The organism is Acinetobacter beijerinckii CIP 110307 (genome assembly GCF_000369005.1).
GTDB lineage: Bacteria > Pseudomonadota > Gammaproteobacteria > Pseudomonadales > Moraxellaceae > Acinetobacter > Acinetobacter beijerinckii.
The window spans coordinates 805,893-827,754 of the sequence record NZ_KB849764.1 but is presented as its reverse complement, the minus strand read 5'-3'; the positions used below and the strand labels follow the sequence as shown (position 1 = coordinate 827,754).

Sequence of the window (21,862 nt, the reverse complement as noted above, 5' to 3'; positions counted from 1 at the left end):
TGAAGGGGCAGTCATGAACAGTATTCAAAATTTAGAACACAGTCGCTCCGATCAAGCAGAAACAATCATTACAAAAACAACGTGTCCCTATTGTGGGGTTGGATGTGGTGTTGATGTAACGGTAAATCATAAAGTACAAGGAACAACGGTTCAGGTTGCTGGTGATTTTGAACATCCATCTAATTTTGGACGCCTTTGTATTAAAGGCAGTAATTTGGCGGATACTCTAGGATTAGAGACTCGCGTTTTGCATCCGATGTTTGGTCGTAAGAACCATCGTAAGGTAACGACATGGGATGCAGCCATAGAAAAAATCGCAGATCAATTCCAAGCTTGTATCGATCAATACGGTCGTGACAGTGTGGCATTTTATGTATCAGGGCAGCTATTGACTGAGGATTATTACCTCGTCAATAAGTTTGTGAAAGGCTATCTAGGTACAGCTAATATCGACACCAATTCACGTCTGTGCATGTCTTCAGCAGTTGCAGCGCATAAGCGTGCTTTTGGTGAAGATATCGTGCCAGCAAGTTACGAAGACTTTGAATTTACCGATATGGTGGTGTTGGTGGGTTCAAATACTGCATGGTGTCATCCTGTACTTTACCAACGCATCATGCAGGCGAAAAGTAAAAATCCAGATTTATTCGTTGTTGTGGTTGATCCCCGTTTTACCAGTACATGCGAACAAGCAGATTTGCACCTTCCAATTTTACCTGGACAAGATGTCGCATTGTTCAATGGTTTATTACAGTTTTTATATAAGAATAACTTTATTGATCAACATTTTGTCGATACACATACAGAAGGTTTAGACACTTTACTCGAATCTACTCAGACTGAAGCTGATTTTGACTCAGTCGTGAAACGTACGGGAATTTCAGCAGAAAAGCTAAAATTCTTCTTCGAAAAATTTGCCACCACTGAAAAAGTTGTGAGCTTATTTTCTATGGGTGTGAATCAATCTTCTCAAGGGGTTAATAAAGCTAACAGCATTATCAATTGCCATCTTTTGACAGGGAAAATTGGTAAGTTAGGTGCTGCGCCATTCTCAATGACAGGTCAACCGAATGCCATGGGTGGCCGTGAAGTGGGTGGTTTAGCCAATATGTTAGCAGCACATATGGACATCGATAATCCATCACACCAAACACTTGTACAAAACTTTTGGAACAGTCCTGTGATCGCCAATCAAGCGGGACTAAAAGCAGTTGACTTATTCCAAGCCGTAGAGTCTGGGAAAATTAAAGCCATATGGATTATGGCAACCAATCCAGTGGTGAGTTTACCTGATGCGGATCAAGTAAAACGCGCATTGAACAAATGTGAGTTTGTCGTGGTTTCAGATATTTGTGCTGATACAGATACCACCTCTTATGCGGATGTGTTGCTTCCTGCGTTAGGTTGGGGTGAAAAAGATGGAACGGTAACCAACTCAGAGCGCCGTATTTCACGTCAAAGAGCTTTTTTACCTGCTCCAAAGCAAGCAAAAGCAGACTGGTGGGCTGTTGCTGAAGTTGCTAAAAAATTAGGTTTTTCTGGTTTTGATTTTAATAACGCATGTGACATCTTTAATGAACACGCCGCCTTATCTGCGCATCAAAATGCCAGTGTAGATCAACGTGATCAAGTTGAAAACTTTCGTTATTTCAACTTAAAAGGGCTAATGAATTTGTCTTTGGATGAATACGATCATTTACGCCCAACGCAATGGCCTGTGTGGGAAAAAGGTCAAAGTGTTGCAGTTGAGCAATTATTTGATCGAGGCAGTTTTAGCCATAGAAACAAAAAAGCAAAACTGATCCCGACAGTGGCAATTGATCCAGTTCATGCAGTTTCTGAAGATTATCCATTGGTGTTAAATACAGGACGTATTCGTGATCAATGGCACACCATGACGCGAACAGGTTTATCAGCAAATCTGACCACTCACCGAGCTGAACCTTTCTGTGAAATTCACCCGAATGATGCTTTAAAATTTGGTATTCGTGATAAAGCATTGGTTGAGGTGAAGTCGCAATGGGGCAGTTGTGTCCTGCGTGTCACTTTGGCTCAAGGCGTGCGCCGTGGTCAAATTTTTGCACCGATTCATTGGACGGAGCAAGTTGCCTCTGATGCCCGTGTCGGAAAAGTAGTTAATCCAGTTGTAGATGCAATATCAGGCGAACCTGAGTTTAAACATACACCTGTTGCGATTCAGCCATTCCATACGACATGGCAAGGTGTTTTGTATGTCCGAGATGGGTTTGAACAACAAATCAAAACCTCATTGCAAACATTTGCATGGTGGGCAAAAGTTAAAATTGCCAAAGCAGTTCGTTTCGAAATTGCAGATCGTCACAACTTTGATCAAACGCAGAAGAATTTAAAAAGTTTCTTGCCTTTTGTAGATGAAACCTATGAATGGTTGAGTATTGAAGATGTTTCAGCACAAATGAGTCATAGCATCATTCTGAAAGATGGGATTTTGATTGCCAGTCTTTATATTGCGCCATCGGATATGTTGCCTGACCGTGATTGGGTTGCGAGTTTATTCAAACGTGAGCGTTTAAGTGCATTACATCGTAAAGCACTGCTTGCGGGTATGCCGATGTCAGCCGCGAATAATGATGGACCATTGGTATGTAGCTGCTTTAAAGTAGGTAAAAATAAGATCATTGAAGCGATTAAAACGCAGAATATCACCCATGAGAAACAAGTGACAGCTTGTCTAAAAGCGGGTGGTAATTGTGGTTCTTGTTTACCTGAGATCAGAGGTTTGATTAAAACCTGCCAGTTGGAGGTGGAAGCATGAATACAGATTTTCCCGCTACAGATCTTGTGATCATGGCGGGAGGACAGGCACGACGAATGAATGGGATGAACAAACTATTGCAACAGTTTGATGATCAGATTCAATTGTCAAAAATTTGCCAGCACTTTAAATTGGAAGTGCAACAGATTTGGGTTAATAGCCATCGTGATAGCTCGATCTATAAAAGCATAGAGCCGAATGTTGAATGTTTTTCTGATGATCAACAAGGCTTTTTAGGACCGTTGATGGGAATGAAAAGTGCATGGTCACGAGTACAAGCAGAATATGCATTATTTATTCCTTGTGATGTGACTTATATCCCTAATCAAGTGCTTGCAAAACTGCATCGTGCTTTAGAGAAAAATCCGCAAGCATCCGTGGCGTATGTAAATATCAATGGCGATGCGTTGTATCCATTTTGCTTGTTAAAAAGAGCGAGTTTATCGATATTAGAAAACCAGCTCGCTGCAAATAAATTAAGTTTAAGAGAAACTTTTAGACAACTACACGCTCAACACGTAGTCTTTCAAAAGCAAAGTCTATTTTGTCATAGCATCAATTCATTGGACGAACTTCAACAATACAAACAGATGAAAGCTTTTAAACAGATGTTTGTTTCAAACTGATCGGTTAAAAAGCTTTCTTATTTAGATGTTGATATGGATGTTTAGATTATGGATTTTTGCAAATAAATTTCCATTTCTTCGACTGGAACCATACCACCACCAGTTGCCCAAACAATGTGATTAGCATTATTCATTTGTTGTTCAGTCAGTTGATGTATAGCAGCATATTCTTGGTGCTGACTGATTAAGATTGGACCCAACATTCCAGCCAAGGCAGATGGTTCCAGTTTTAAATCTTCTGATTGATTGAGTAGCCCTAATAATTTATACATGCTTTGATCATCCAGAGTGTAGAAAGCATCGAGTAGTCTTTCCATCGCTCGACCTACAAACCCAGATGCACGTCCTACTGCTAAGCCATCTGCTGCGGTAATGTTATCTATTCCAAGGTCTTGTACAGATATTTGATCATGTAAGCCTGTTGCTACACCTAGCAACATGCATGGTGAATGAGTTGGCTCTGCAAAGATACAATGTACGTGATCTCCCAAAGCCATTTTTAGTCCAAATGCGACACCGCCAGGGCCACCACCAACACCACAAGGTAAATAAACAAATAAAGGATGGTCTTGATCAACCGTAATATTTTCAGATTTTAATTGTGCTTTTAAGCGTTCACCTGCAACGGCATATCCTAAAAATAAAGTTTTTGAATTTTCGTCATCAATAAAAAAGCAATTTGGATTTTTTAATGCGGCTTTACGACCTTGTTCAACTGCAACACCGTAATCTTGTGCATATTCAATTACGCTCACACCATGTGATCTTAATTTATCTTTTTTCCATTGACGCGCATCTGCTGACATATGCACAGTGACATCGAAGCCAAGTTTTGCACTCATGATGCCAATCGAAAGTCCTAAATTTCCTGTAGAGCCAACGGCAATACTGTATTGACTAAAAAAATCTCTAAATTCTGGACTATCTAATTTTGAATAATCATCTTCAACTGTTAATAAGCCTGCTTGAATGGCAAGTTTTTCGGCCTGATAGAGCACCTCGTAAATACCGCCACGTGCTTTAATTGATCCTGAGATTGGCAAATGACTGTCTTTTTTCAACCATAATTTTCCAGTGATATCTTGTTTAAATTGAGTTTCGAGTGCTTGTTGCATCTTTGGAATCGCAACCAGTTCGGACTCAATAATTCCTTTACTTATTTCAGTTTCAGGAAATACGGACATCAAATAAGGAGCGAAGCGAGCTAAACGATCACGTGCATCATCAATATCATTTTGATTAAGACCAACAAAAGGTAAACCCTTTTCTAGCGTCGTAAAATTTGGATTCAACCAAATGGATTCTTTAAGTTGGATCAGATCATCGACAATCGGATGTTGTGCAACAAGGGTTTCAATTTGGTTTGAATTCATTGGACTGCTCATAAAATCTTTCTATTATAGAGAGGAGTAATTGTGGAAATTTCATTCTTTTTAGATATTCATGTATTACCGCGATTAGATCAATAAAAATTATATTTTTATACCAACAACCTTATTCATTTATAAAAACTCTGTTTAATCGATTCTTAATTTTATTTCGGATCATTGTACTTGATCTTTACTCAAATAAGTTCTATTTTGGAACTTGATCGATTTTAAGCCATTGTCCAAATGATTTGTTAGGATTGAACATCATGTTTGGATAAGTAAAAAGTCAGAAAAATAATCGAAATAAGTGCTTGTTGTGCTTTTTTCATCATTTGTAGGTTGAACCTTGTTTGCTTTTTAAAAATCAAAAAGGCCTTTAGTGGATGAGATCGCAAATCATAGGGAGAGTAAAATGCCAATGTCGACTAACGCTGCAAGACAGGATGTGACTGCTTGTATTTTATGTTCGAGAAACTGTGGTTTAAGTGTTGAAGTTGAAAACAATCAATTTAAGAAAATTAAAGGTGATGAGCAGCATCCATTTTCACAAGGTTACATTTGTCAAAAAGCAGCGCGTTTACAGCATTATCAACAACATGCAGATCGTTTAACTCATCCCTTGAAGCGACAAGCTGATGGTTCATTTCAAGAAATTTCTTGGGATCAAGCGATCCAAGAAATCGCAGATCAATTGGTTAAAATTCGTGATGCACATGGCGGAACTGCATTTGCATCGGTTGGAGGTGGTGGACAAGGCAATCATCTAGGGGCGGCTTATGGTCGTCAACTTTTGTATGCAATGAAAAGCTTTTATGCCTATAACTCACTTGCTCAAGAGAAAACTGGTGATTTCTGGGTAAATGGACGTTTGTTTGGCAGTCAATCCTGTCATACCACTGAAGATGTGGAATATGCGGATTATGTTTTATTTATTGGAACCAATCCGTTTCAAGCACATGGTATTCCAAATGCTCGTGATACTTTAAAACATATCAAGAAAGATCCAAACCGAACAATGGTAGTTTTTGATCCACGTGTTACTGAAACGGCTAAGCAAGCTGATATCCATGTGCAATTAAAACCTGGTACAGATTCCTATTTAATGTCTGCAATGATTGCGATCATGTTGCGCGAAGATTTGTATGATCAAGCATTTATTCAAAAGCATACGCATGGATTTGAGCAAGTTAAACAAGCATTTTTAGCCATCCCAATTGAACAATATATTGAGAAGGCAGATATTTCAGTAGAATTGATCTATCAAATTGTGCGTGATTTTGCCAAAGCTAAGCGTGGTTGTGTTCGTATTGATTTAGGGATTCAGCATACTTTAAACACAACATTAAACGGATATTTGGAAAAACTACTTTATTTACTCGCAGGGCATTTTGGTAAACAGGGAACGAATAACTTACATACTATGTTTATTCCGATATTGACCAATACTGATGAGCGTAATCCTAAATATCGTCGTACGGTTCATCATAAGATGTTCCCAATATCAGGTTTTTTTCCACCAAATATTTTACCTGACGAAATTTTAAAAGCAGGCGAGAAGCGAGTACGTGCAGTCTTTGTAGATAGTTGCAATCCATTGCTCACCTATCCAGATACCGCAGTTTACGAACAAGCATTCCAGTCATTGGAGTTGCTAGTTGTGGTTGATGTTGCGATGACAGAAACAGCACGATTAGCCCATTATGTATTGCCTGCGCATAGTCAATTTGAAAAGTGGGAATTTACGGGCTTTAATTTGGAATTCCCACAAAATGGTTTCCATTTACGTCATCCGCTTTTTAAAGCTCAAGGCAATACGCTGCCTGAAGCGGAAATCTATACTCTCCTACTTGAAGCAATGGGTGCTATTCCAAAACAGTTTCCTTTACTGAATAAGATCGCGCAAAAGGATTCTGCGAAGACAGCATATCTAGGTTATTTTGCTGCACTTGCTGCCAGTTTTGTGAAAAATAAAAAGTTAGTCCCATTTGCGGCATCTATTGTTTATCGAACACTTGGGCAGACATTACCAAATGATGCCGCATCAACGGCTTTATTATTGCCTTTGTGTATGCAGTATTCTGCTCAGTATTATAAAGCTGTCAAACAAGCGGGTTATAAAGGGAATCGTTTAACACTAGGCGTAAACTTATTCCAAGCGATATTGCAAAAACGTTCAGGCGTGATTCTCTCTAAACACAACTATGATGATGTCTGGAATTTGGTTGCTTATAAAGATAAAAAGATTCATTTAGCAATCCCTGAAATGTTGGTTGAATTAGCACAATTGAATCAACAAACTCAAGGTACAAGTGATCAGTTTCCATTTGTCTTATTGGCAGGTGAGCGCCGTAGCTATAACGCAAACCAAATCTACCGTGATCCAGCATGGCGTAAGGTTGATGCAGAAGGTCGCTTGAGAATGAATCCTGAAGATGCAATTCATTTTGGCTTAGAGACAGGTCACTCATTACAGTGTATTTCGGAACATGGGCAGATTGCAGTGGTTGTGGAGATTGATGAGGGAATGCGAAAAGGGGTCGTTTCGCTGCCGCATGGCTATGGTTTACGTTATAACGGAGGTCAGGCGATCGGACCTGAATTGAATCGATTAACTTCGTTAAAGCATTGCGATCCTTTATCGAAAACCCCATATCATAAATATGTGCCTGTACGACTAGAGAAACCTGCGGCATAGTTGATGGATTGAGTTTATTTGCACTATTTTATTGCGTTTAAATTTATATATGTTTTGAAATAGTGCAATTTCATTTAACCATAATCTGCTATAAATCATCAGGTTTTGCTCTAGTGTTAAAATGATAACTTCATTCAACTAAACACATACTATATGATTGATGAATTTTAGAAATTGGAATAATAATTGCTTAAGTAAAATTCTCATATGTTCAGGAAAATAGAAACGCACGCAACTTGTGCTGAACAAGATGAGAAAATTCACAATATGAGTGCATATGATGAAGCATGAAATACCTGAAACGAATTTACCGATCTTACAAGATCAGTATGGTCGTATTAAGCGTAAGTTACGTATTTCGGTGACGGATCGTTGCAATTTTAAATGTGTATATTGTATGCCTGAACATCCTGAATGGATGAGAAAGCAAGACTTATTAAGTTTCGAATCCCTATTGGTCTTTTGTACTTATATGGTGAAACAAGGCATTGAGAATATTCGTATTACAGGTGGGGAACCTTTAATGCGTCAAGGAGTTATTCATTTCATTCGTGACTTACAACAACTAAAAAAAATTGGTTTAAAACGTATTTCAATGACGACGAATGGTCATTACCTAGTGAAGTACGCTGATCAATTAAAAGCTGCTAGTTTGGATGATTTAAATATCAGCCTTGATAGTCTTGATGCAAAACAATTCAAAGCGCTTACCAAGAAAGAACTTAATCCTGTTATAGAAGGAATAAAAGCCGCTCAAAAAGCTGAAATCCCTTTTAAAATTAATTGTGTGTTGATGAAAGGTCAAAATGATGATCAAATTCTACCGATGGTGAGATGGGCAAAAGATAAAAATATCCCATTACGTTTTATTGAGTTTATGCCTCTAGACGGTGATCAACATTGGACTAAAAATGCTGTTGTGAGTGAAGCAGAAATATTAGCGCGATTAAAACCTCATTATGCTATTGAGCTGCTTCAACAAAATCATGAACCAGCACGTCAATATCAATTAGATGGTGATTATCGAATTGGTATCATTTCGACGATTACCCATTCATTTTGTGGTGAGTGCGATCGTATTCGTCTAACTGCGCAAGGTGAACTATTCAATTGTTTATTTGCTCAACAAGGTTTGAATATCAAACACGATTTGTTGGATACCATTAAACAGCATGTTGGTTTGTCTGAACCGTCATATCAAATGTTAGATCAAAAAATTAAACCGTATATTTGGCATAAAGCTAAAGGTTATCACGCGATACAAAACCAACAAGTACGTAAAATTAGTATGCACATGCTTGGAGGATAGATTGAAAAGTATGGAGAGGGTATGCAAACCATAGAAGTTAAAATAGAAGCTTTTGGAGCGATAGAAAGATTACTACCCAAACCACTCCAATTTGAGTTTGCTAAAGAAAGTTTAATTTTAGATGTCTTAAATCATATTGTAGATCGTTATCCAGATGCTACCAAGGCGATGGATAAATGTGCTTGTGCGATAGGTGAAGATATTGTGACACGTCAGACCGTACTAAATTCATCATGCACAGTGGTGCTTTTGTCACCTGTTGCTGGAGGTTAGAAATGCGTGAGTTTTCAAGAGTTCAAGATCAAGCATTAAGTTTAGATATTTTTGATCCTATTCAGTCATTTCCTGAATGTGGCGGGATTGATGTTTTTATAGGAACTGTGCGAAACCATCATGAAGGAAAATCTGTAAAAGCACTTAAATATACCTCTTACACGCCTGTCGCAGAAAAGATGATTCGTGAGATAGAACAGGAAATTAAAGATAAATATCAAGTTTCTTATGTTCGAGTGATTCATCGTATTGGTTATTTGGATGTGAGTGACACCGCAATTATTGCAATTGCGTATGCTGCGCATCGCCGTGAAGCATTTCAAGCTTGCGAGGAAGCTGTTGAACGAGTGAAGCATGAAGTTCCAATTTGGAAAGAAGAATTTTTCACCGATGGAACGAGTCATTATGTTGAAGGCTGTTGTATTCGAAAAGATACTACTGATAATGTTCAAACGAAAACACCATTGAGTTCTTGTTTATCAAAATCAGAGTCAACAACGCATCAGCACCATGAACATTGTGCACATGACCATACACACGATTAAATTTAGGACGTAAAAATGAAAAATGTTGGGATGAAACCCGAAAGTTATCGTGTAGCTGAAGCACAAGCTGTCTTACATGCACCTGCACATTGTATTCAACTGCTACGTGACGGAAATACTGAAAAGGGCGATGCACTGAAAACTGCGCGTATTGCAGGTATATTGGCAGCGAAACGAACGGATGAGCTGATTCCACTTTGCCATCCATTACCGATTTATCGTGCCGATGTTGAATATGAATTAAATGATGATCATGTCGTGATTTTAACCACTGTAGAAACGATTGGACCTACAGGTGTTGAGATGGAGGCTTTAACAGCTGCTAGTCTTGCAGGTTTAACGATATATGATATGTTAAAACCGCATTGTGAGCCAGAAGAGCTTTGTTTAGATCAATGTAAATTGCTCAAGAAAAAAGGCGGAAAATCACATTTCAAACGTACTTTACGTCAGCCTGTTTCCGCTGCTGTGATCGTGTTGTCTGATACGGTTGCTGCCGGTCGCAAACCTGATACGGCAGGAAAGTCAGTTGTTGATACTTTGACAGAAGCTGGTTTTGATCCAATTCATTATCAGATTCTGCCAGATGAATCTGATCAGTTAAAAGACCTAGTGTTAGAGCTAAGCAAATCTTATGCATGTATTATGACTGTTGGTGGAACAGGTATAGGTAAGCGTGACATTACAGTCGATACGCTTGAGCCGCTATTGGAACGTAAATTAGATGGTTTAATGGAAGCAGCACGTTCTTTTGGACAAAAACGTACACCATATGCAGCGATGTCACGCGGTGTGGCTGGTTTTATTGATCGTTCGTTAGTAGTGACTTTACCTGGTAGTCGTGGTGGTGCGAGTGAATCAATGGCTGCTATTTTGCCAGCTCTAGTACATATCTTTGATGTATGCCGTGATTTGCCTCATCCGGGAGGCTATGAATAATGTCTGGATGCGGCGCTGAAAAAGGTTTAATCAGTATTGATGAAGCTTTAGCTTTGATTCAAGCCCAACCTAAAACGCTAACAACAGAGACGCTGGCTTTAGGAGACTGTTTAAATCGTTATCTGGCAAAGGAGGTGTATTCTGAGGTTAACTTACCGAGCTTCTCTCAAAGTGCAGTTGATGGTTATGCAATCAACTGCTCGCTTGATGATCTTCAAAATGCTAGCTTCAAGCTGAATGGGGAAATCAAAGCAGGTACTTTTTCCGAGTTGCCTTTGCAGCAAAATCACGCGATTAGGATTTTTACAGGTGGAAAAATTCCTGAGGGAACAACTCATGTCGCTCGCCAAGAAATCGTAATCCTTGAAAATGCTGATCAAATCCGCTTAAGTGAGCATATTAAACAACAGGCTGATATTCGTTTTACTGGTGAAGAAGTCAAACAAGGTCAACAGCTTGCTGAGATTGGTCAGAAAATTAATATAGGTGCTCTTGCTGCTTTAAGTATGGCGGGAGTAAAAAATATTCAGGTCTTTCAACAGCCTAAAGTTGCAGTTGTTATTACGGGTGATGAGGTTGCTCGAAATCCTGAAGATCTACAAGCAGGCAAAGTCTTTGATGCAAATGGACCTTTATTAAGGGCATGGTTCAAAGATTATGGAATTGAAGTCGAGATTCTACATGTTGCAGATGAGGCTGAACAAGTCACAGCATGCTTTGAAAAATTAAAACATCAATATAATGTCATCATTACCACGGGTGGTGTATCTGTAGGCGACTATGACTTTGTTCGACCATGTGCCTTTGAAACTGGCTTTGAACAAATCTTTTGGAAAGTGAAGCAAAAACCGGGAAAACCATTATTTTTTGCTGAGTATCAGTCAAAAGACAAGCATAATTGTTATATCCTTGGTTTGCCAGGTAATCCAGCAGCAGTTTATGTTTGTATGCAAATTTATGGCAAAGTGCTATTGGATGCTTTGCAGAATCAACATGAATCAGTTGAATGGTTTAGCGCCACGCTCACGCATGAGCTTAAATCTGATGCACGTGAACGATTCTTGAGAATGCACGCCTACTTTGATCAAGGTCAACTCAAATTAAAAAGCCTTGCTAAGCAACAATCACATATGTTGACTAATTTGATGCAAGCAAATTGTTTGGTGCGTATTCCTGCAAACACCCCACTCAATGCAGGACAAAAGGTTTCAGGTATCTTTATTAAAAACTAAATGATTGATACATTTATGTAAAATTCATTGTTTTTGGTAGATTTAGCCAAGCCTTTATATTGCATCTTATAGATTAGGTGGTTTAGTGTATATTTTATATTGTTTAGTTTCTAAACATACGGTTCAAGATATGCATAACATATCTTATAGCTTTAAAAAATGATCAGGTGATAATAATGAAATGGGAAGAAATTGGCGATCAGCCATGTTCAGTGGCGAGAACGCTTTCTGTGCTTGGTGATCGTTGGACAATGCTAATTTTACGTAATGCCTTTATGGGAATACGTCGTTTTGATGATTTTCAACGAAGCTTAGGACTTACACGTCATGTGCTTTCAGAGCGTTTAAAGCGTTTAGTGGAGCATGGGATTTTGGTTAAAGTTCCTTATGTTGAACGTCAAGAACGTTTTGAATATCAACTTACAGATAAGGGTTTAGATTTGTATCCAATTATTTTATCAATGGTACAGTGGGCTGATAAATGGATGGATATGGGTCTTGGAAAACCAATAGAATTTACTCATAAAACCTGTGGTCAGAAAATAAATCCTAAAGTAGTTTGTTCTGAATGCGATGAACCAATCAATGTTAAAGATGTACGTGTAACAGCTGGTCCTGGCTATTTTGCATTTGTTGAGCAAAAGCAAAAAAGTGCTTGATTTATAATTTTTGTTGGTCTATCTCATGTTGAATAGCAAGAGATAGAACTTCAAAAATTTTGGGATCTAAACATTGTGCAACATTAAAACGGATAAAGTTTTTAAAATTTTTACTTTGGCTAAACGAATTACCCGGCGCTAAAATAACGTCATATTCTAGACATTTTTGAGCAATGCGAGCACTGTCAAGATGCGTGGGTAATTCACACCATAAAAATAGTCCTGCCTGTGGTTTTAGCCAAGGTTTAATACTGAGTTGGTTTAATTGTTTTATCGTTACATCCATTGCTTTAGCCAAGCGAATTTTTAATTCATCTAAGTATTTGCGATAATTCCCATCTGTTAATGCAGCATGCAAAATTTCAGCAGATAGATTGTTTCCTCCAAAATTTGTTGCGATCTTAATATCAGCTAAATCTTCAATCCACTCAGTTTTACTGGCAATATATCCCGTTCGAACTGAACCTGATAACGTTTTAGAGAAACTACCGATATAGATCACTCGAGATAAACCATCCATCGCAGCAAGTCTTGGAGCAGTATGCAATTCTAAATCAGCAAAAATGTCATCTTCAATCACGATTAAATTAGATTGCTCTACAAGTTTCAGAACTTGATAAGCTGTTGATGCATTTAATACCGCACCTGTAGGATTGTGAATTCCGGCATTGGTAATGTATAAACGTGGATTATACGTTTGAATTGCATCTGCAAAAGCAGGTAAATCTGGTCCATTTAGTGTGTAAGGTACAGCTATGACTTGAACTTGATGAACTTTAAGTAAAGCATGAAAATTAAAATAACAAGGATCATCTACAAGAACGACATCGTTCGGCTTTAAAAAATAGCGGCAGATTAAATCAATTGCTTGAGTTCCTGAATCAGTAAGCAATATTTGGTTTGGATTTGCTTCTACACCTCTTACTAAAATTCTACGGGATAGCAATTCTCTTAATGCTAGAAGTCCAAGCGGGGTTGAGTAATTTGATAAAATTTCGCTATTTGCTTTAGAAACCTTCCTCAGCACTTTTCGAATATTCTCATATGGCATCCAATCATCAGGTAACCATCCACAGCCTGGTTTTAAAACATTGGGTTGAGCTTCCAACGATTGTCTGGAAATCCATAAGGGGTCAATGTTACGATCAATTTTAGCTGTAAATTGTGACATTGAAAGTGGTGCAAGAGGACCTGCTACAAAAAAACCTGAGCCAGTTTTTGATTCAATTAGGCCTTGAGAAGCAAGTCTCTCATAAGCTTCGACCACTGTTGAGACAGATAAAGTCAAACGTTCAGCCAATGCGCGTACAGATGGGAGACGAGAACCAGGCATTAATGAACGATTATTAATTTGTTGGTTGATGTGTTGCATAACCAGATCAATTTTAGTTGCTTTCATCTATTTCTCTCAAACTGTATTGCAAATAATACCAGTACAGTTATTTGAAATTGTATTTATCTGTATGTGGTGAATCCACCTTATCACAGATTAAATTCCCTATATAGATGGGGAGTTGACAAATGAAATCTTTAAATAGTGGTTGGTTGAATGGACTAATCGGGATTGTAATTTTTGCAGGTTCATTACCAGCAACACGTGTTGCAATTTTAGAGCTAAGTCCGACCTTTTTAACTGCTGCTAGGGCTGCGATTGCAGGGGTAATCGCTTTAGCTTTGATTTTATTATCAAAGCAAAAAATGCCTGAAAAAAAAGATTGGTTACCACTATTTTATGTGGCAATTGGTGTCGTCATTGGATTTCCTTTATTTACAGCTTTGGCACTTCAATTTGTTAGTGCAGCACACACCATAGTTTTTGTAGGTTTATTACCGTTATCAACAGCAATATTTGGTGTATTACGTGGAGGTGAAAAACCAAACTTAATGTTTTGGGTTTTTGCTGTATTGGGCGGTCTTTTTGTTTTTGGATATATGCTGTTTCAAACTGGATCATGGGCATTTAATTATGGTGATATTTTCATGCTAATTGCTATATTGCTTTGCGGTTTTGGCTATGCAGAGGGTGGAACTTTATCTAAGCAGTTAGGCAGTTGGCAGGTTATTTGTTGGGCTCTTATTTTGACATTGCCTATAATGTTACTTATCGCATATCTATATTTACCTATTAATATGGCAGAAATTTCGTTGTCCGCTAAGTTGGGTTTAGCGTATGTTTCATTTTTTAGTATGTTGATTGGATTCTTTTTTTGGTACAAAGGTTTAGCACAAGGCGGAATTGCAGCCGTCGGTCAGTTACAACTGTTACAACCAATCATTGGTTTGCTTATAGCTGCCGTGATATTACATGAGCATGTGAGTATTAGTATGTTTGCAGTAACGATAGCGGTAATTATCTGCGTAGCTTTTGCTAAAAAGTTTGCTTAGGTTAAGATGATTACAAACAATTTGCAGGTTTAGGAACACCAGCTAAGCGACTTAAATGTCGAGCTACTAAACCTGTTTTAAACCTCTCCTGTAATTCCGCGTTGTTGATTTCAGGGCTCACTGTTTTCATCAAGAATTTAATCAAAGGGCGTGTTGCAGGTGAATGTCCAAATTGTTGATAAAATTGGCGTACAGCATGAAGAATATCAAAATGCCAATCGGTTAGTTCTAAATCTAAAGATTTTGCGAGTTCTGTAGCAACCTCTTGATTCCAAATTGTATAATCGACCAAATGACCGTCCTGATCTAATTCTAAATGCATAAAATAGCCTAAGCAGATTTAAAAAAAAATTACTTTAAAGAAACACAATTCTCAGATTTTAAGACTAAATCAGCGAATTCTGAATACTCGATTACTTTAAATTGTGGTTTGAATTCCTTGTTAAGTAGTGTTTGTTCGTTACTTAAGCAATAAAGATTTGGATAAATATCAACAATCGGATTTGTGAGTTTTAATAACGCATCACCTAGTACAACTATAGAATCTTCTATTTGAGCCATTTGCGCTAATTCGACCAAGATTTTATCGGTGTTCATGTAATTAGACTGAATTATAAATAGAGTTCGGTTTTTCATGATGAGCACACTTACCAATAGAGAACATGATCAAATGATTGAATAAATTCAGGACTGACTTGAATAAATTCAATTTCTTGCTCAGATTTTAAAATACTATCAAGCTGCTGATTTTTTTTCTCAACTAAAATGGGTGTTAGATCATAAAATTCGAAACTTTCGACCATATTGGCAGCAATTTTAAATGCTTGCTTAAATTGATTGAACTCTAAATTATTGTCTAACAGGCTGAGTGCAGCATCTTTGAATAAAACTTTGACAGAGATACCAAAGGTTGCTAAAACCATAGTTGCAGATAAGCTTTCATTGATCTGCAAACTAGTTAAATTAGACTGCGTTAGGATGACGAGTACAGATTTCACACAATATACCTTTTAAAAGCAACACTCTATTTATGTACTTAAATTAAAATTGAAGTATACGAGAACAGCTTTGCACAGCATCAGCAAGCTCTCCAAGTCCGACAAGCTCAAAACCTTGCGCTAAGTTGTGATGTTGAAGTGAATGACGTTGCGCATTGCTCGCATCAGTAATTCCCCGAGCAAGGGCAGCACTGACACAGACAGGGAGTCGAATGCCGAGCTTTTGCCATTCTTGTTTCAGATTGCGTTGATCATCAGGAAACCACTGTAAATCGTTTGCAACATGAACACCGTCTTGGTAAAAGAACACACGAAATTCTGACTGTTTACTATGTAATGCTTGTGCTAAACCAAAAGCATGCCAAGCAATTACTGAAGTAGGCGAAGAAGTGATTAGCAGTAGTGTACTCATTGAACATTCACTATGGTCATCGTAGGCAAAATGATGATGGACAGATTAAAAAGAAGGTAAGTATACAATGATTTTGGTGACAGGTGGTTTGGGCTTTATCGGTTCACACATTGCTTTGAGTTTATTGGCTCGTGGGCAAGAGATCGTTATTGTTGATAATTTAGCCAATTCAACTTTGCAAATTTTGGAGCGTTTAGAGTATATCTCTGGAATGTATATCCCATTTGTAAAGGTTGATGTAAGAAATACACCTGCTCTAAATAAAGTTTTTGAACAATACTCTATTGAAACTGTGATTCATACTGCAAGTTTTAAATCGCTCGAAGAATCGGTGTTAAAACCATTAGAATACTATAATGATAATGTCAGTAGTATCATGAGTTTATTAAGAGCCATGCAACGCATGGGCGTGAGAGAATTCATTAATATCTCTAGCTTAGCTGTTTACGGACAATCAAATCCAGAACTAAGTGAAGAGACTGAGTTTAATTATCGCTATGCGAATCCATACATTCGCTCGCAACAAATGGTTGAAGATATTATTACAGATACGTATAAAGCAGATCATGAATGGAAAATTGTAAATTTGCGTTTATCCAATATTGTCGGCGCCTTTGAACATGGTGTGTTAGGTGAATATGTAACACAACTACCAAAAAACATTGTTCCTCTAGCTCTACAAGTCGCAGCGATGCAGCGAGATTGTATCGAGATTCAGAATCAAGCACAGACCAAAGATGGAACGGTTGAACGTAGTTTCCTACATGTCTTAGATGCATGTGATGTTGTAATACATGCTTTAAGTTGGTTGAAAACACAATCCAGTTGTTTAGAAGCATTTAATGTCGCTAGTGCTGAGCTAACTTCTATTCAATCGTTAATAGATGAAATTGCACAAATAACTCAGTTAGAAATAAAAGTTCAGCCTGCAATATACCAACATGATGAATTAGCTCAATTGGGTGCAAATATTGATAAGGCACAGAAGATACTTCATTGGTCGCCTAAACGAACATTGAAGCAAATGATCGAAGATCAGTGGCGATTTTATCAAAACACCTTAAATGGTAATTGAGATAATGATTATTATTTACATTTCGACTTGCTTTGTTTAGGATAATTTCGAGACTTCATAGATATTATAAATTTAATATTTAGGTCTCCGCCAGCCAAAGCATTTTTCAGCTTAAGCCCGTGATAATTTTAATCAAATAGAGCAGAGGTTGTTTATGCAAATGCGAATTGAACACGATACGATGGGTGAGGTTGAAGTTCCAAATGAAGCTTTATGGGGTGCGCAAACCCAAAGAAGTTTACAGAATTTTAAAATTGGTCAAGAACGTTTACCGCGTGCAATGATTCGTGCAATGGGATTGGTAAAAAAAGCGGCTGCAATAACTAATACTGAATTAAAACAACTACCAGAAGACCTTAGCCAATATATTGTAAATGCCGCGGATGAAGTAATTGCCGGGGATTGGGATTCTCAATTTCCTTTAGTTGTTTGGCAAACAGGTTCTGGTACTCAAAGTAACATGAACTGTAACGAAGTCATTGCAAATATTGCTAATCAAAATCTAGGACATGCCTTAGGTGAGCAAAAGCCAGTTCATCCAAATGACCATGTTAATCGTGCTCAATCAACGAATGACTCTTTCCCAACGGCAATCCATGTTGCTGCAAGCCTTCAAATTAATGAATTACTGATTCCTGCTATTGAAAGGTTAAAAGCGACCTTACAGAGCAAGTCAGAAGAATTTGATGATATTGTTAAAATTGGTCGTACACACTTACAAGATGCGACACCACTGACTTTAGGGCAAGAATTTAGTGGTTATGTTTCGCAATTAGAACATGGTTTGAAACGCTTACATCAAGCTCTTTTGGGATTGTATGAACTGCCTTTAGGTGGAACGGCAGTTGGCACTGGGTTGAATGCTCACCCAGATTATGCTGTAAAAGCTGCTGAACAATTGGCTGAACTAACTGGTTTGCCATTTGTGACGGCTCCAAATAAATTCGAAGCTTTGGCAGGGCGCGATGCTGCGGTATTTGCATCAGGTGCTTTAAAAACATTAGCTGCAAGTTTAAATAAAATAGCCAATGACATTCGTTGGTTGGCGAGTGGTCCACGTTGTGGTTTTGGCGAAATTCGTATTCCTGAAAATGAACCTGGTTCGAGTATTATGCCGGGTAAAGTCAATCCAACCCAAAGTGAAGCAATGACAATGGTGGTTGCTCAGGTTTTAGGAAATGATACAACGATTAACATTGCTGGAGCTTCAGGCAATTTTGAATTAAATGTATTTATGCCAGTGATTGCATATAACTTATTACAATCTATTCAGCTTTTGGGAGATGCATGCAATAGCTTCAATGATCATTGCGCGGTTGGGATCGAGCCAAATCGTGAGAAAATTGATTATTTCTTACATAATTCTTTGATGTTGGTGACAGCACTCAATCCAGTGATTGGCTATGAAAATTCTGCCAAAGTTGCGAAAACAGCATATAAGGAAAATAAAACATTGAAGCAGGTTGCTGTAGAGCTTGGTTTAGTTACGGCTGAAAAATTTGATGAAGTTGTTAAACCAGAAAATATGGTCTCTCCAAATAGTAAGTAAATATAAATGTAAAAATCCTTCTTTAATAAGAGGGATTTTATAAGTAGTTTTTATAAAGTGAACTGCGTACAATACGCTTTTGATTTACCTGATTGTTGTTTCATTATGCTCAATATTTATTTGACAGACACCAAAACCAATATCCAGTTTGCTGATCTTCCAAATGAAAATCCTGTTAAATTTTTATTGAATTTAAAGAAAATATTTCCTAGTACAGCAGATCTCTTATTGCCAGTATTACCTGATGACAATAATTTGGAAAATGTGACTTGGGAAGCAACTTCTAAAGACTTTGACGTTTTTAAAAAGTTATTAGAAGGTTGGGGGATCATTGAGCTACGTCTAAGTGCAATCACCACGTATAAAGATAAAAACTTTGCAAATGAATTGGTGAAAAAAGCTCAAATTAAACGTAAGCAAGTTTCGCAAAAACATCCTCAATTTTCGTTAATTGCGTTGGATTATATCTTAATGCATGAGATCCATGCCCTAATAGATGCTGAGTTGGTGATGATAGGAGAAAAGTTCTATTTACCAACACTGAGAGAATTATGGAAAGGCAAACTTTCAGAACAAATTTTGCAATGTAAATTTTAATTTTTAAAAGCAGACATGAAGTCTGCTTTTTATTGGCTGATTAGTGTTAAAGTTAGATGCGTCTTGCTCTACAAACAGTTACAAGAATTTAGTGTTCGTAATATTAGGCGGCATATATATTGCTTGTAGGGATATAATTATTATTGCGGGAGAGAAGTTCTTCAATGAACTCGCCGAAGGAGCAACGACCCCGGAAACTCTCAGGCAGAAGGACTGTAATAATAGAAATACAATCTGGAGAGCAGTGCTTAATTTGTAGAAATATACAATATTTTTTCTACATGAAACACTCACCGAAGGGGAAGGCTAAATGATTAATTGGTAATCATCTGCCGAAACTCTCAGGTACCATGACAGATGGGGCTATGCTTATGAAATGTTATGCATTTCAGGGAGTTGCTATGCCACATGTTGTTGTTATTGGTGCGGGGATTACAGGTGTAACATCTGCGTATGAATTAATTAAATTGGGTTATCAAGTCACCGTTATTGATCGCCATTTATTTCCAGCAATGGAAACATCATTTGCAAATGGTGGTCAATTATCTGCCTGTAATGCTGAAGTCTGGAATCAAAAAGCGACTGTGCTAAAAGGTATGAAATGGATGGGCAAAAAAGATGCACCATTATTGCTCAATCCATCTTTTAGTATGCACAAATATCGTTGGCTCGTTGAGTTTTTGACCCATATTAAAAACTACAAAGCCAACACTATTGAAACAGTTCGTTTGGCTTTATTAGCAAGACAGCGATTGTTTGAAGTTGCAGATAAAGAAGGTATTTCTTTTGATCTAGAAAAGCGTGGTATTTTGCATATGTATCACACTAAAGAAGACTTTGAAATTGCTAAAAAAGTTAATGATGTTCTGGTTGAAGGGAAACTTGAACGTAATGCTATAACACCTGAGGAAATGAAAGCGATAGAGCCCAATTTAACAGGGGAGTATTACGGTGGCTACTACACTGCTGGCGATGCCACAGGAGATATTCACAAATATTCTGTTGGTTTAGCAGAAAGAACCGAGGCTTATGGGGTTAAATATCGTTTCGGGCTGGATGTTGTTGATGTGAAATGTGAACAAGATAAAGTCATCATTCAATGCAAAAACAGTTCTGAAAATATGCATTCTGAATCTCAAGAGCAAACTATTATTGAAGCCGACCTAATTTTAGTATGTGGTGGCGTGGGGAGTTATCAATTAGCTGATATGTTGGGTGATAGCGTTAATGTTTATCCAGTTAAAGGCTATTCGATTACAGTACAACTCAAAGATGAACAAAGTGTAAAAAATGCACCTTGGGTTAGTTTGCTAGATGAGAGTGCAAAAATTGTAACTTCTAGACTTGGAGCAGATCGATTTCGCGTGGCGGGTACGGCTGAGTTTAATGGTTATAACCGTGATATCCGTGCAGATCGAATTCAGCCTCTTGTTAATTGGGTTAATCAAAACTTTGATATTTCTACTGAGCATGTCGTGCCTTGGGCTGGCTTACGTCCAATGATGCCAAATATGTTACCAGTAGTGAAGCAAGGTAAACATTCACGAGTATTTTACAATACAGGTCATGGGCATTTAGGCTGGACTTTATCTGCCGCAACAGCAGTTGTTATTAGCCAAGAAATTTCTCAAAAATTCCCGACTTAAATTAAAAGAAGCCGATGTTTAAATCGGCTTCTTTTAACAGACTAATCATACAAACGATAAATACCCGTAAAACGATTACAACCTTTCTGTTCGCTTCTGACGATTAATAATGCCTTTTGATAGTCAAATTGATATTGGCATTTTTTTTCGTTATCTACGATTTGATTCTTTTGATCGGGCGTACTATAAGCAAGTAATGAGAGTATCTGAGTTTCTAGGCGATTGTTTGTATTGCGATATGCCACACCTTCAATCTTGAGCTTATCTTTATCAAGTTGATGGATTTTTAAATGAACAGGCTGTTTCGCAATTTTTCCTTGTTCATATTTTAAATAATGTTGGGTCAATGTTTGATTCATGGATGTATAAAAGTTTAAATCATCTAAACGAACATCAAATTGCTGCTGAAAACATGCTTTACTTTTGCATTGTGAAATTTGTTTTATCCAAAGCTTTTGAGTGTCATGCAGTAATTGTGTAGGCGCATCTGTCACAAGATAGGCTGTTAAAAACTTAGTGTTCAACTTCTGGCGTTGTTCACTATATTGTTTTGAGCATATTTTATTTAGATCAACATTGTTACTTACACAGTCAATAGATTCTGCGTAGGTAAATGTTGAGCAAATACAACCCAATGTAATGATGTAACTAGATTTCTTTAATTGATTTTTTACAGTGTTAAACAGCATAATCACTTATACTTTCAGTCAAATTTGCTCAACGTACTATAGCGAAATTGAAAGCCAGAATACAAGATT

21 protein-coding genes and 1 riboswitch are annotated in these 21,862 nt (G+C 37.6%); of the genes, 14 read left to right on the top strand and 7 right to left on the bottom strand.

Going from position 1 to position 21,862, the window contains the following annotated elements:
- Positions 1-13: 13 nt before the first annotated feature.
- The gene (locus F933_RS05520; protein ID WP_005059121.1) at positions 14-2,794 is read left to right on the top strand and encodes a nitrate reductase; all 2,781 of its coding nucleotides are present in this window, start codon (positions 14-16) and stop codon (positions 2,792-2,794) included.
- Positions 2,791-3,420, top strand: a complete 630-nt coding sequence (gene mobA / locus F933_RS05515; RefSeq protein WP_005059120.1) for a molybdenum cofactor guanylyltransferase — start codon at positions 2,791-2,793, stop codon at positions 3,418-3,420. Before F933_RS05520 ends, mobA begins: the two co-directional genes overlap by 4 nt.
- A 41-nt stretch (positions 3,421-3,461) precedes the next feature.
- On the opposite strand, the gene F933_RS05510 is transcribed toward mobA, so the two are convergent.
- Positions 3,462-4,793 carry a D-serine ammonia-lyase gene (locus F933_RS05510; protein ID WP_005059119.1) on the bottom strand — a complete coding sequence of 444 codons (1,332 nt, stop codon included), beginning with the start codon at positions 4,791-4,793 and terminating at the stop codon, positions 3,462-3,464.
- A gap of 409 nt (positions 4,794-5,202) precedes the next feature.
- On the opposite strand from F933_RS05510, the gene F933_RS05505 reads away from it, so the two are divergent.
- The 7 genes from F933_RS05505 (at position 5,203) to F933_RS05475 (ending at position 12,442) form a co-directional block, all read left to right on the top strand.
- The gene (locus F933_RS05505) at positions 5,203-7,485 is read left to right on the top strand and encodes a molybdopterin-dependent oxidoreductase (RefSeq protein WP_005059117.1); all 2,283 of its coding nucleotides are present in this window, start codon (positions 5,203-5,205) and stop codon (positions 7,483-7,485) included.
- Between the two features lie 277 nt (positions 7,486-7,762).
- The gene (gene moaA, locus F933_RS05500) at positions 7,763-8,794 is read left to right on the top strand and encodes a GTP 3',8-cyclase MoaA (RefSeq protein WP_005059115.1); all 1,032 of its coding nucleotides are present in this window, start codon (positions 7,763-7,765) and stop codon (positions 8,792-8,794) included.
- A 21-nt stretch (positions 8,795-8,815) separates the two neighbouring features.
- A complete protein-coding gene (locus tag F933_RS05495; RefSeq protein WP_005059114.1) occupies positions 8,816-9,067 on the top strand; it encodes a MoaD/ThiS family protein in 252 nt (83 codons plus the stop codon).
- A 2-nt stretch (positions 9,068-9,069) separates the two neighbouring features.
- On the top strand, positions 9,070-9,612 hold the full coding sequence (locus F933_RS05490; RefSeq protein ID WP_005059112.1) for a molybdenum cofactor biosynthesis protein MoaE: 543 nt from the start codon (positions 9,070-9,072) through the stop codon (positions 9,610-9,612).
- 15 nt (positions 9,613-9,627) lie between these two features.
- Positions 9,628-10,551, top strand: a complete 924-nt coding sequence (moaCB, locus tag F933_RS05485) for a bifunctional molybdenum cofactor biosynthesis protein MoaC/MoaB (RefSeq protein WP_005059111.1) — start codon at positions 9,628-9,630, stop codon at positions 10,549-10,551.
- The gene (locus F933_RS05480) at positions 10,551-11,783 is read left to right on the top strand and encodes a molybdopterin molybdotransferase MoeA (RefSeq protein WP_005059110.1); all 1,233 of its coding nucleotides are present in this window, start codon (positions 10,551-10,553) and stop codon (positions 11,781-11,783) included. The genes moaCB and F933_RS05480 overlap by 1 nt, the downstream gene beginning before the upstream one ends.
- Before the next feature lie 176 nt (positions 11,784-11,959).
- On the top strand, positions 11,960-12,442 hold the full coding sequence (locus F933_RS05475; RefSeq protein ID WP_005059109.1) for a winged helix-turn-helix transcriptional regulator: 483 nt from the start codon (positions 11,960-11,962) through the stop codon (positions 12,440-12,442).
- A gap of 1 nt (position 12,443) precedes the next feature.
- On the opposite strand, the gene F933_RS05470 is transcribed toward F933_RS05475, so the two are convergent.
- Entirely contained in the window at positions 12,444-13,841 is a 1,398-nt protein-coding gene (locus F933_RS05470) for an aminotransferase-like domain-containing protein (protein ID WP_005059108.1), read from the bottom strand.
- Positions 13,842-13,963: 122 nt separating this feature from the next.
- Between F933_RS05470 and F933_RS05465 the strand changes: the two genes are divergently transcribed.
- Positions 13,964-14,827 (top strand): DMT family transporter, encoded by an 864-nt coding sequence (locus F933_RS05465; RefSeq protein ID WP_005059107.1) that lies wholly within the window; start codon positions 13,964-13,966, stop codon positions 14,825-14,827.
- Positions 14,828-14,837: 10 nt separating this feature from the next.
- On the opposite strand, the gene F933_RS05460 is transcribed toward F933_RS05465, so the two are convergent.
- From F933_RS05460 to tusD, 4 genes are read right to left on the bottom strand one after another with little or no spacing between them, the layout of a single operon-like run.
- Positions 14,838-15,149 carry a TusE/DsrC/DsvC family sulfur relay protein gene (locus tag F933_RS05460; protein ID WP_005059106.1) on the bottom strand — a complete coding sequence of 104 codons (312 nt, stop codon included), beginning with the start codon at positions 15,147-15,149 and terminating at the stop codon, positions 14,838-14,840.
- A gap of 29 nt (positions 15,150-15,178) precedes the next feature.
- Positions 15,179-15,424 (bottom strand): hypothetical protein, encoded by a 246-nt coding sequence (locus F933_RS05455; RefSeq protein WP_005059104.1) that lies wholly within the window; start codon positions 15,422-15,424, stop codon positions 15,179-15,181.
- 50 nt (positions 15,425-15,474) lie between these two features.
- Positions 15,475-15,825 (bottom strand): hypothetical protein, encoded by a 351-nt coding sequence (locus F933_RS05450; RefSeq protein WP_005059102.1) that lies wholly within the window; start codon positions 15,823-15,825, stop codon positions 15,475-15,477.
- Between the two features lie 43 nt (positions 15,826-15,868).
- Entirely contained in the window at positions 15,869-16,237 is a 369-nt protein-coding gene (gene tusD / locus F933_RS05445) for a sulfurtransferase complex subunit TusD (RefSeq protein WP_005059101.1), read from the bottom strand.
- Positions 16,238-16,304: 67 nt separating this feature from the next.
- On the opposite strand from tusD, the gene galE reads away from it, so the two are divergent.
- The 4 genes from galE (at position 16,305) to F933_RS05425 (ending at position 21,104) form a co-directional block, all read left to right on the top strand.
- Positions 16,305-17,312 (top strand): UDP-glucose 4-epimerase GalE, encoded by a 1,008-nt coding sequence (gene galE, locus F933_RS05440; protein ID WP_005059100.1) that lies wholly within the window; start codon positions 16,305-16,307, stop codon positions 17,310-17,312.
- Between the two features lie 154 nt (positions 17,313-17,466).
- Entirely contained in the window at positions 17,467-18,861 is a 1,395-nt protein-coding gene (gene fumC, locus F933_RS05435; protein ID WP_005059099.1) for a class II fumarate hydratase, read from the top strand.
- Positions 18,862-18,966: 105 nt separating this feature from the next.
- Complete coding sequence (locus tag F933_RS05430; RefSeq protein WP_034710429.1) at positions 18,967-19,458, top strand: hypothetical protein; 492 nt, start codon at positions 18,967-18,969, stop codon at positions 19,456-19,458.
- Positions 19,459-19,594: 136 nt separating this feature from the next.
- Positions 19,595-19,684: riboswitch (glycine riboswitch) on the top strand.
- Positions 19,685-19,859: 175 nt separating this feature from the next.
- Positions 19,860-21,104, top strand: a complete 1,245-nt coding sequence (locus F933_RS05425) for a D-amino acid dehydrogenase (protein WP_005059097.1) — start codon at positions 19,860-19,862, stop codon at positions 21,102-21,104.
- Positions 21,105-21,145: 41 nt separating this feature from the next.
- Here F933_RS05425 and F933_RS05420 read toward each other — a convergent pair whose 3' ends face one another.
- Positions 21,146-21,793, bottom strand: coding sequence for an A1S_1983 family putative colistin resistance protein (locus F933_RS05420; RefSeq protein ID WP_005059096.1), 648 nt, complete (start codon positions 21,791-21,793; stop codon positions 21,146-21,148).
- Positions 21,794-21,862 lie beyond the last annotated feature (69 nt).

What these genes read in the sequence shown, in the direction of transcription:
- F933_RS05520 (WP_005059121.1), top strand. Translation starts at nt 14, where the DNA reads ATGAACAGTATTCAAAATTTAGAACACAGTCGCTCCGATCAAGCAGAA.
- mobA (WP_005059120.1), top strand. Translation starts at nt 2,791, where the DNA reads ATGAATACAGATTTTCCCGCTACAGATCTTGTGATCATGGCGGGAGGA.
- F933_RS05510 (WP_005059119.1), bottom strand. Translation starts at nt 4,793, where the DNA reads ATGAATTCAAACCAAATTGAAACCCTTGTTGCACAACATCCGATTGTC.
- F933_RS05505 (WP_005059117.1), top strand. Translation starts at nt 5,203, where the DNA reads ATGCCAATGTCGACTAACGCTGCAAGACAGGATGTGACTGCTTGTATT.
- moaA (WP_005059115.1), top strand. Translation starts at nt 7,763, where the DNA reads ATGATGAAGCATGAAATACCTGAAACGAATTTACCGATCTTACAAGAT.
- F933_RS05495 (WP_005059114.1), top strand. Translation starts at nt 8,816, where the DNA reads ATGCAAACCATAGAAGTTAAAATAGAAGCTTTTGGAGCGATAGAAAGA.
- F933_RS05490 (WP_005059112.1), top strand. Translation starts at nt 9,070, where the DNA reads ATGCGTGAGTTTTCAAGAGTTCAAGATCAAGCATTAAGTTTAGATATT.
- moaCB (WP_005059111.1), top strand. Translation starts at nt 9,628, where the DNA reads ATGAAAAATGTTGGGATGAAACCCGAAAGTTATCGTGTAGCTGAAGCA.
- F933_RS05480 (WP_005059110.1), top strand. Translation starts at nt 10,551, where the DNA reads ATGTCTGGATGCGGCGCTGAAAAAGGTTTAATCAGTATTGATGAAGCT.
- F933_RS05475 (WP_005059109.1), top strand. Translation starts at nt 11,960, where the DNA reads ATGAAATGGGAAGAAATTGGCGATCAGCCATGTTCAGTGGCGAGAACG.
- F933_RS05470 (WP_005059108.1), bottom strand. Translation starts at nt 13,841, where the DNA reads ATGAAAGCAACTAAAATTGATCTGGTTATGCAACACATCAACCAACAA.
- F933_RS05465 (WP_005059107.1), top strand. Translation starts at nt 13,964, where the DNA reads ATGAAATCTTTAAATAGTGGTTGGTTGAATGGACTAATCGGGATTGTA.
- F933_RS05460 (WP_005059106.1), bottom strand. Translation starts at nt 15,149, where the DNA reads ATGCATTTAGAATTAGATCAGGACGGTCATTTGGTCGATTATACAATT.
- F933_RS05455 (WP_005059104.1), bottom strand. Translation starts at nt 15,424, where the DNA reads ATGAACACCGATAAAATCTTGGTCGAATTAGCGCAAATGGCTCAAATA.
- tusD (WP_005059101.1), bottom strand. Translation starts at nt 16,237, where the DNA reads ATGAGTACACTACTGCTAATCACTTCTTCGCCTACTTCAGTAATTGCT.
- galE (WP_005059100.1), top strand. Translation starts at nt 16,305, where the DNA reads ATGATTTTGGTGACAGGTGGTTTGGGCTTTATCGGTTCACACATTGCT.
- fumC (WP_005059099.1), top strand. Translation starts at nt 17,467, where the DNA reads ATGCAAATGCGAATTGAACACGATACGATGGGTGAGGTTGAAGTTCCA.
- F933_RS05430 (WP_034710429.1), top strand. Translation starts at nt 18,967, where the DNA reads ATGCTCAATATTTATTTGACAGACACCAAAACCAATATCCAGTTTGCT.
- F933_RS05425 (WP_005059097.1), top strand. Translation starts at nt 19,860, where the DNA reads ATGCCACATGTTGTTGTTATTGGTGCGGGGATTACAGGTGTAACATCT.
- F933_RS05420 (WP_005059096.1), bottom strand. Translation starts at nt 21,793, where the DNA reads ATGCTGTTTAACACTGTAAAAAATCAATTAAAGAAATCTAGTTACATC.